This is a genomic window from Fulvivirga aurantia, from assembly GCF_009711475.1.
Lineage (GTDB): Bacteria > Bacteroidota > Bacteroidia > Cytophagales > Cyclobacteriaceae > Fulvivirga > Fulvivirga aurantia.
On the sequence record NZ_SMMD01000798.1, the window covers coordinates 1 to 8644 of the forward strand.

General features: G+C 40.7%; 10 protein-coding genes. 4 read left to right on the plus strand and 6 right to left on the minus strand.

Translation table 11 applies throughout. The annotated features are described in order from the left end of the window. Positions 1–160 precede the first annotated feature (160 nt). On the minus strand, positions 161–409 hold the full coding sequence (locus E1176_RS10560) for a hypothetical protein (RefSeq protein WP_155210576.1): 249 nt from the start codon (positions 407–409) through the stop codon (positions 161–163). A 74-nt stretch (positions 410–483) separates the two neighbouring features. Here E1176_RS10560 and E1176_RS10565 point away from each other — a divergent pair, with 74 nt between their 5' ends. Both E1176_RS10565 and E1176_RS10570 read left to right on the plus strand, forming a co-directional pair. Beyond that, the gene (locus E1176_RS10565) at positions 484–1422 is read left to right on the plus strand and encodes a carbon-nitrogen hydrolase family protein (protein ID WP_155210577.1); all 939 of its coding nucleotides are present in this window, start codon (positions 484–486) and stop codon (positions 1420–1422) included. Next, complete coding sequence (locus E1176_RS10570) at positions 1419–1919, plus strand: hypothetical protein (RefSeq protein ID WP_155210578.1); 501 nt, start codon at positions 1419–1421, stop codon at positions 1917–1919. Before E1176_RS10565 ends, E1176_RS10570 begins: the two co-directional genes overlap by 4 nt. Before the next feature lie 6 nt (positions 1920–1925). Here the strand turns inward: E1176_RS10570 and E1176_RS10575 are convergent, their stop codons facing one another. After that, positions 1926–2978 (minus strand): NAD(P)-dependent alcohol dehydrogenase, encoded by a 1053-nt coding sequence (locus tag E1176_RS10575; protein WP_155210579.1) that lies wholly within the window; start codon positions 2976–2978, stop codon positions 1926–1928. Between the two features lie 167 nt (positions 2979–3145). Between E1176_RS10575 and E1176_RS10580 the strand changes: the two genes are divergently transcribed. Then, entirely contained in the window at positions 3146–4486 is a 1341-nt protein-coding gene (locus E1176_RS10580; protein WP_155210580.1) for an HTTM domain-containing protein, read from the plus strand. Here E1176_RS10580 and E1176_RS10585 read toward each other — a convergent pair. Beyond that, positions 4458–5486, minus strand: a complete 1029-nt coding sequence (locus E1176_RS10585; protein WP_155210581.1) for an alpha/beta hydrolase — start codon at positions 5484–5486, stop codon at positions 4458–4460. The two genes, E1176_RS10580 and E1176_RS10585, sit on opposite strands and share 29 nt — an antisense overlap. A 12-nt stretch (positions 5487–5498) precedes the next feature. Continuing rightward, positions 5499–6155 carry a YciI family protein gene (locus tag E1176_RS10590; RefSeq protein WP_155210582.1) on the minus strand — a complete coding sequence of 219 codons (657 nt, stop codon included), beginning with the start codon at positions 6153–6155 and terminating at the stop codon, positions 5499–5501. 91 nt (positions 6156–6246) lie between these two features. Between E1176_RS10590 and E1176_RS10595 the strand changes: the two genes are divergently transcribed. Beyond that, positions 6247–6435, plus strand: a complete 189-nt coding sequence (locus tag E1176_RS10595) for a hypothetical protein (protein WP_155210583.1) — start codon at positions 6247–6249, stop codon at positions 6433–6435. On the opposite strand, the gene E1176_RS10600 is transcribed toward E1176_RS10595, so the two are convergent. After that, a complete protein-coding gene (locus tag E1176_RS10600; protein ID WP_155210584.1) occupies positions 6428–7564 on the minus strand; it encodes an aminotransferase class V-fold PLP-dependent enzyme in 1137 nt (378 codons plus the stop codon). The two genes, E1176_RS10595 and E1176_RS10600, sit on opposite strands and share 8 nt — an antisense overlap. Positions 7565–7651: 87 nt before the next feature. Then, positions 7652–8569, minus strand: a complete 918-nt coding sequence (locus tag E1176_RS10605; RefSeq protein WP_155210585.1) for a hypothetical protein — start codon at positions 8567–8569, stop codon at positions 7652–7654. Positions 8570–8644 lie beyond the last annotated feature (75 nt).

Below are 8644 nucleotides of genomic sequence, written 5' to 3' on the forward strand. Positions count from 1 at the left end.
AAAGTTCTCTCGACTTCGCTCGAGATGACAATTACTATGTCGGAGGTAGTGACTCAAGGCTCAACGCTTAGCGCTCGTAGCTAGTGGCATCCGTCATCGGTAGTTCAACTATAAGAGAACGATGAATCTCGAATCAGGCGGAATACTACTTAACCCTAACTTAAGATGCCTGCCTATTTTCCATTGCGATGATTTGCTGTGAAGCAAAAGTGGGATCATAGTTATTATAAAAACCCGAGAGAATGCGATGAGCTATGTGGGAGTAAATCAGCTCCTCATCAGACTTACCTTCTTTGCCTAACCAGAAAACACGTCTTGGGTGTTTCTTCATGTCTTCAATATATGCAACAGCTTTCTGATATTGCTCCTTAGTGTAGGTAAGCTTAAAAGTAGTTTCTACCGTAGGCATCTTTTGAGAGATTAATTGACAATTTTTACACTTTTGATAACACGATTTAAGTTCAAAAAGTTGATTTTTAAACTATGGGAAGAAAAGTAAAAGTAGCCATAGCACAGTACGAAGCTGAACATTCCAACTTAGAAAAAAGCCTGCAGAAGTTAGAGTCGATTGTAATTTCAGCAAAAAAAGACGGAGTAGGGTTACTTGTTTTCGGAGAAACATGGCTGTCTGGCTACCCTGCATGGTTAGACCATTGCCCTGAAGTAGCTCAATGGGACAATGAGTCTGTAAAAAGTGCTTTTCTTAAACTGAGACAAAGCAGTGTAGAAATTGGTGATAAACACACAAATTTTATTGCTAAGCTGGCGAAAACCCACAAGCTAAATATTGTAATTGGTGTAAATGAAAAGGTAAGTGAAGGGCCTGGTAATGGCACTATTTATAATGCCTTACTTACTTTTAATATTGAAGGACAACTCACCAACCACCACCGTAAGTTGATGCCCACTTTTACTGAAAAGATGCTTTACGGTCAGGGTGATGCGCATGGCTTAAATGCACCTAATACCTCCGTAGGCAGAGTAGGAGGTCTCATTTGTTGGGAACACTGGATGCCCCTAGCCAGACAAGCTATGCACAATGAAGCAGAAGATATACATGTTGCCGTCTGGCCTACTGTTTTTGAGCGGCATCAGATCGCCAGCAGGCAGTATGCTTTTGAAGGAAGGTGCTTTGTTCTAGCTGCCGGTCAATTGCTAAAAGCCTCTGATTTCCCGGACGAGCTTAAGTTGCCAGATTATTTGGAGAAAAATCCTGAGCAACTGGTTTGCAACGGAGGTAGCTGTATCATCAACCCAAAAGGTGAGTATATAATTGAGCCAATTTTTGATAAAGAAACACTCTTAACTGCAGAGATTGATCTGGACGATAGAGTAAAAGAACAAATGACCCTTGATGTAACCGGCCATTATCAAAGAGATGATATTTTTGATTTTAAGGTGAATAAAACCAGGAAAGATTGACGGTATACTCACATGCATACGTAAACCTCTTTTCCAGTTGGCGTTTTCTGGGTTTGTTGCTAATAGTAGCAGGTTTGTTTGTAGCAACTACTCCCATGTTTTTTGCCATCAGCTATAGCGCCAAATTGATTTTGGTAAGCAGCATTTCTTTTTTCCTCGGTGTCTTTTTGGCCTTCTCTTATGAGGGCCTTCAATTAGACTTTGTAAACAAAAGAAAGCGTGAATTCACTTCCGTTTTAGGATTGAAATTTGGAGAATGGGTAGGCATAGAGCACCTTACTACACTCTCAATATCAAGCCACAGTCGATTGGCTCAAAATACTCCTAATGGAATAACCCCAACACTTTCTGCGGTTGAGACCCTGTTCAAAATAACGGCTCATTCCACCCACAGCAAAGTATTTACGCTGTGGTTTCATAAGAAAGAAAAAGCCAGACAACTCGGAAACCTGATGTCTGGCCATTTTAATGTATCCCTCCAAGAGCACTTGGATTAGGGTTGTTTATGAATTTTTTAGAGACTTCATATCAATTACAAAGCGATATTTCACATCTGATTTTTGCATTCTTTTATACGCATCATTGATATTCTGCATATCAATCATCTCAATATCAGAAACGATATTATGCTCTCCGCAGAAATCAAGCATGTCCTGTGTTTCTTTTATACCGCCAATCAGTGAACCTGCCACACGTTTTCTACCCATAATTACACCACCACCATGCATAGGATCAAGTGGCTCAATAGCTCCTACCAGACACATAGTACTATCACGTTTCAATAAACCTAAATAAGGGTTCATATCATGACCGACAGGAATGGTATTCAGCAAAAAGTCAAACGAACCTGCATGTTTATCCATTTGCTCTTCGTCTTTGGAAATAAGTACCTCATCTGCACCTAGCTTTTTGGCATCTTCGCTTTTTCCGGGAGAGGTGGTGATCATCACGACATGAGCGCCCATAGCATTGGCAAACTTTATACCCATGTGACCTAGACCACCGAGCCCGATAACACCAACTTTGTCACCTTTTTTCACATTCCAGTGCTTAAGCGGTGAATACGTAGTGATACCCGCACACAATAATGGAGCTGCACCTTTAGAATCTATATTTTCCGGCACTTTAAGTACAAACTCTTTGTCTACTACTACCTGCTCTGAATAACCACCAAAAGTATGGCCACCAAGGTGTGGATCAGGGCTATTGTAAGTGAAAGTTGCTCCGTTTTCGCAGAACTGCTCTAAATCATCTTTACATGCGCTGCACTCCTGACAAGAGTCTACCATACAACCCACACCCACTAGGTCTCCTTCTTTGAAATCCTTTACGTTTTCTCCGACCTCTAAAACTTTACCGATAATTTCATGGCCTGGTACAACTGGGTATCGTGAGTTTTTCCAATCGTTTTTTACCTGATGTAAATCACTGTGACAAACACCACAGTACAAAATATCAATTTTTACATCATCTGCCTTAGTACCTCTTCGTTCTAGTTCAAAGGGTTTTAAATCTTCTTCCGCTGATTTAGCGGCATATGCTTTTACTTGAGTCATTTTATCTTTGTTTGGTTATTAAAATGAATTGTGTTGAAGAATACTAACGGCCGCAGGTTGACCATTGTTAACCAGTGAGCCCAATTATCTCATATTTGTCAGACGCTGTCATTTGAGGCATATTAAGTTAATCAATAGAGCAGAAATTGTATTTTTGGTTTAGTATTATGCTCAAAGACAACAATATTTTATTCCGACAGGTCGACAACAGTCCATTGATCATTTTTAGAATGTTTTTTGGCCTGCTTATTTTTCTTGAAGCCTGGGGAGCCATCGCCACCGGCTGGGTTTACCGGGCCTTTATAGAGCCTGATTATACTTTCCCTTTTATCGATTTACAGTTTCTGCAACCACTGCCTGGGTATGGTATGTATTTCTACTACATCATAATGGGTATTGCCGGTCTTATGGTAATGGTTGGTCTCTATTACCGGCTTGGTATAGGTATGTATACGGTCATGTGGTCTGCAGTCTATTTTATGCAGAAGACCAACTATAATAATCACTACTACCTGCTCATGCTCCTCTGTATGCTTATGTGTTTGGTGCCTGCCAACGCATATGCTTCATTTGACGCAAAAAGAAAACCGTCAATCAGAAGCTTAACCTGTCCACAGTGGTGTATCTGGCTTTTTGTTACTCAAATTACTCTCGTTTATATCTATGCTTCAATAGCCAAAATGTACCCGGACTGGTTGGAGGCAAGGCCTATTGCCATTTGGTTTGCCGGAAAAGCCGATTACCCTTTGGTTGGTGGCCTCTTGCAAGAGAGATGGCTGCAATACATGGTAGCATACGGAGGTATAGCCTTTGACCTGCTTATAGCCCCAGGCCTCATTTGGAAGAAAACACGGAAAGCCGCTTTCTTTGCATCGATCTTCTTTCACCTTTTTAATTCAGCCATTTTCCAGGTAGGTATATTTCCTTATATGGGTATCGCATGGGCTGTATTTTTCTTTGAACCAGAAAAAATCAGGGCTTTGTTCTTTAAAAGAAAGCCAAAAGCTTCTTTGGACACTACCCTACAAACCTCTGTCAGCTGGAAAAATAAACTTATTGTTTACGGCCTGGGCATCTACTTTATTGTTCAACTCATATTGCCTATCCGTCATCATTTCATACCTGGTAATGTTTTTTGGACTGAAGAGGGTCATCGCTTATCATGGCGCATGATGTTACGGGCTAAGTATGGCTCAGTTTTCTTTACCATAAAAGACAATGAAAAAAATGAAACCTGGAGGGTAGCACCAAGTGAGCTACTTACTGCCAAGCAGTCGAGGTCTATTGCTACCCGACCGGACATGTGCTGGCAGTTTGTGCAGATACTAAAAGAAAAATATGCTAAGGAAGGCAAAACCGATATTTCGATTTATGCCCACAGCAGTGTAAACCTCAACGGTAAAAAAAGACAACCACTATATAAAAAGGAAGTCGATTTGGCACAGGTAGAATGGCACCGCTTTAAGCATGCCGATTGGCTTACTGACTATGATGACTCACCAATGTAGTATCTGAAGGCTTTGCCTTTAAACCCATCACATCTTCGAGAAAACTGAATGTTTCCTGCTTTACGCCATCAAGGTCTTCACTTGTGAAATGTGATGCTATTACATGGTGGCCTGCTTCCGGAAAAGCTACTTTCACTTTGCTTTCATCAGGGGTTCCAAGCTGGTCGTACATGTCTAGCATGGCTTCTACTGATACTACGTCATCTTGTTGCTCTTCATTTTTATAATAGTAGCCTAGAAAAACCGGTTGGTTTACGGCATTAAATGTTTCTTTTGTCATAGTCTCGCTTACCAACTCTTGCAGGTGCGTAAGAGCTTCCAGTCGGTATTTGTTCGTCCAGTATTGTAAACGTGGTGAGTCTATTTCCCATTGGTGGTAATCGCCTCCAATTACAGTTCTGGCAATTTGTAGACCCCAAGGTTTATTTAGTAATACAGAAGTACCGTCTTTGATTTCAACATTTGGTGAATAAAGTACTAACCCGGCTATATCTTCATCCTGACTTGCTAAATAAAGTCCCATAGTGCCTCCTGTTGAGGTGGCCACGACAATCACCTTTTCTCCCAGTTTCTTACCAACGGCTATGGCTTGCCTGGCAGATTGCATAAGTGAAGTAGCCGTAACGTCCAGCATCGGCTCCTCTTCTTTTAGACCATGCCCTGAGAGTCGGGTAAGGTACAAGTTAAGCCCGTAACGCGCGGCAATCTCTTCATGCAGCGGATCTCCTTCCTCCTGGCTAGCAGACCAACCGTGTAGATAAACCAGGCTGTATGGCGTTTTACTTTTTGAGGTATCAGCCCAAACTATTCTGGCCTCGTTGTCTGGTTTAATTTTCTCATTGCCTTTCTCCTCTAATTCTATCTGCACCGAGAGCTGACTCAAATTACTGGTAGGCTCCATTATCGGAGCATCAAGATTTGGTTCTGCAACGCGCGGCCCCAGCAAATAGAAGGTGACTAATGGTAGGATGATTAGGAGCGGAATTGTAATTTTCTTCATTGTGTGTAATCTTTATTCGCAAAAAGAGCCTTTTCCAACCCATATTTTCTTTATCTCAGGAACAATAATTCCATTTTGTACTGAAGGATCATTCATAATAACCTGCGGCTCCACCTCTCCATTTAATATTAAAACGCCACCATCTGAGTTAGAAAACACTCCTTCAGAAACTACATTGCCTGCTGCCACAATTTGGTCGATGTAATCATCATGTTGCTTAAAAAGTATTGGTGCTTGCTGCACATTAAATTTTGTGATCAACGTATTGTATCGCACAAAAGTATACGTAACAAACTCTGCATTAGAATCTATTTGACACGCCCCACCTACGCGAGGAGTCCACGGCAGTACTTCTATGCGATATCGGTTGGCTGCAATTGCAGGGTCAGTGGCAATCCATTTTTTTGCTTCTTTTGTAGAGTTGGTGTTCATAATAAAAATGCCTCCGCCTCCTTCAAACGGGCCTGCTACCAGTAGCTTATCCTCACTTGCCAGCTTTTGAATGTTCTCTAAATGATACTTCTGTAGGCTGTCGACTTCATTTTTTGGTAGCTCTTCCTTGTCTGGGTTGGTATTTAAAAAAACATAGGAGTATTGCTGTGCCCAAGCTGTAGTTGAACCAAGCGCTAGAAGTGTACACAGCAACAAACTGTAGAATTTTTTCAACATGTTAATCTTTATATTTTGACTTACAGCTATCCGAAGCACTATTTTTCACGAGGCACAAAGTTTGGAATCTTTTAAATAAAGATAATTTATTATGATTAAAATATTTGGAGTTATACTACTCGTTTTGGGCGCTGTAGGTCTTGTTTTAGGAATACTAGGAATATTTGGGTCGGTTGCCGTAGGTATAAGCCCGTGGGCCCTGGCCATTTTAGGACTTATTTTCTTTACCTCAAGTATCGGTCTATTAAAAAGACAGAAGGATACGGACGATACTAGCTAAAAGTATTTAACAGCTCTACCAACCGCTCCAATTCCTCTCGCGTGTTGTACACGTGAGGAGAAATGCGAACGGCCGAACCTCTGATAGAAACAGAAAAGTTTTCGCTTTCTATCTTTGCTTTAACGGCTGCTATGTCTGCATTTGGCAACCTTATGCCAAATAAGTGAGACGCGCGATAATTGGCGTCTTCCAGATTTAGCGATTTAAATGCTTCAAAATCAGTCAGACTTTTACAGTACTGCTGTATATTATTCACACCCCACTCGTTCAATTGACGAATAGCCTCTAAAAACATTGGGATTAAGATAAAATTGCTGTGTTCCCCCGATTCATACCGCAACACTCCCGGCTGGTAATTGTCTTCATACGACACTAGTCCGGCAAAGTCTTCACTGTGTAGTCGGTTGATCCAATTTTCTTCTACCGGTACTCCCTGATCGAAATATTCACCGTAATAAGACATGCCTATGGCATAAGGGCCTAATAACCATTTATAACCTGCACATATGAGTGCGTCTGGTTGTATTTCTGCCACATCAAACGGTAATGCACCGACCGATTGTGTGCCGTCTATGATCAATAAGGCGTTTACCTCCTTTGTGCGCTGTCTGATAGCTTTTAAGTCGAAAAGTGTACCGTCCGCCCAATGCACATGACCCAAGGCAACTACCTTGGTGTTTTTATCAATGGCTTCTAAAATGTGCTCATTCCATAGTTTTCCTCTATCTCGAAATTCGTTGGGAGCAGCAATAACCTTTAAGGTCGCTCCTGTTTCATCACAAAGCCTCTTCCAGGGATAGTAATTGCTTGGAAACTGCTCTCCTAAAACAATTACATTTTCATGTGATTTTAAGTCTACATTCTTTGTGACATTAGCCATACCATAAGACACGGAGTTTGTGACTACCACGTGCTTTGGATCAGCATTTATCAATTTACCATACTCTTGTCTTAGCGCTTCGGTATCTTCAAAAAAATGATCCGCTGTGACATTAAATGGGTTTCTTTTTTTGGCAATACCAACTATGCCCGCCTCTTCAACAGATTTAAGTAAAGGTGACATATAAGCGCAATTTAGATAAGTTTTATCGGCACTCAGGCTGAATTTTTCTTTCTGACAGTCGATCATAAAAGCTTGGTTTTAGACTTAAGTGCGCCAATATAAAACAACTTGAGGAAACCAATGCAATCGATTCCTATCTATTAGAGGGGTAAATCAGGGTAGTTGAAGAGAATCTCGTAAATAGCTGTCTGAGTTGCTGTTTTTGTTCCAGTAATCAATAAGTAAAGTTTCTTTAATCGATCCCGTAGTTGTCATCATCTTTCCATCAAAGCTCTTATAAGTTTCTTTCCATGATACTATTTTGTGAGGAAATACTGACTCGAAGGTAATAGCTAGTGTTCTTTCGTTTTCAAAAGCCAGTGTGTACGTACTGTTATCACCAGATTTTTCCAGGGTTGCTTTTGTATTTAAGGGTTTCAATGGTTTGTGCATGAGACGAGTCACAAATAAGCCTGGTGTGATTTTTACATCCCCTGTCGGTAGACTTGCAGGGTCCAGACGTATAAGATTCCAGACCTCATCTTCTAACAAAGTGGCTTTTATTTCAAATTGCTTGTCGCCTTCAGATTCAAAATAAGAGTAACTATTTACCTTATACGATTCATTATCCAAATTAAGCTGAGCATATACCTGGCCACACCATTCCTGACCGGACATCGTCACTTTTAGAGAACGGTCAAAATTGTATTGATCGACAGGAGTGAATGTAGAGAGCATCATTGAATAGGGGTAAATACCCGTGTCAAATTTCTTAACAAAATTTAACTTCATCACTGTGGCTTTATCATCGCCAGCCGACTTCGGATTGTCTAATTTGACCTGTTTCTTTTTCGAAAAAGGTTCTGTAACAAATATTAAAGTCGCATTTCCTTCTCTCATTTCTCCGTATCTCGCCTGATTGAGGGTGTATGAGCTTACCTCAGCTTTGCCTGCATACCAATATTCATTAAAACTGTCGCTGTAGTTAATGGATTTTACAGGGGTTTTGGAAGAATTGTCAGGTTGATTTTCTGAAGAGTTACAACTATAGAACAAAAAGCCAATTAAAAACAAAAAGTAAGTGGTTTTCATGAGGATGTGATTATGTAGTTAACACCATTACATAGTGTATAACGCAAAAAAAGCTTCGATTGATTTCAACCGAAG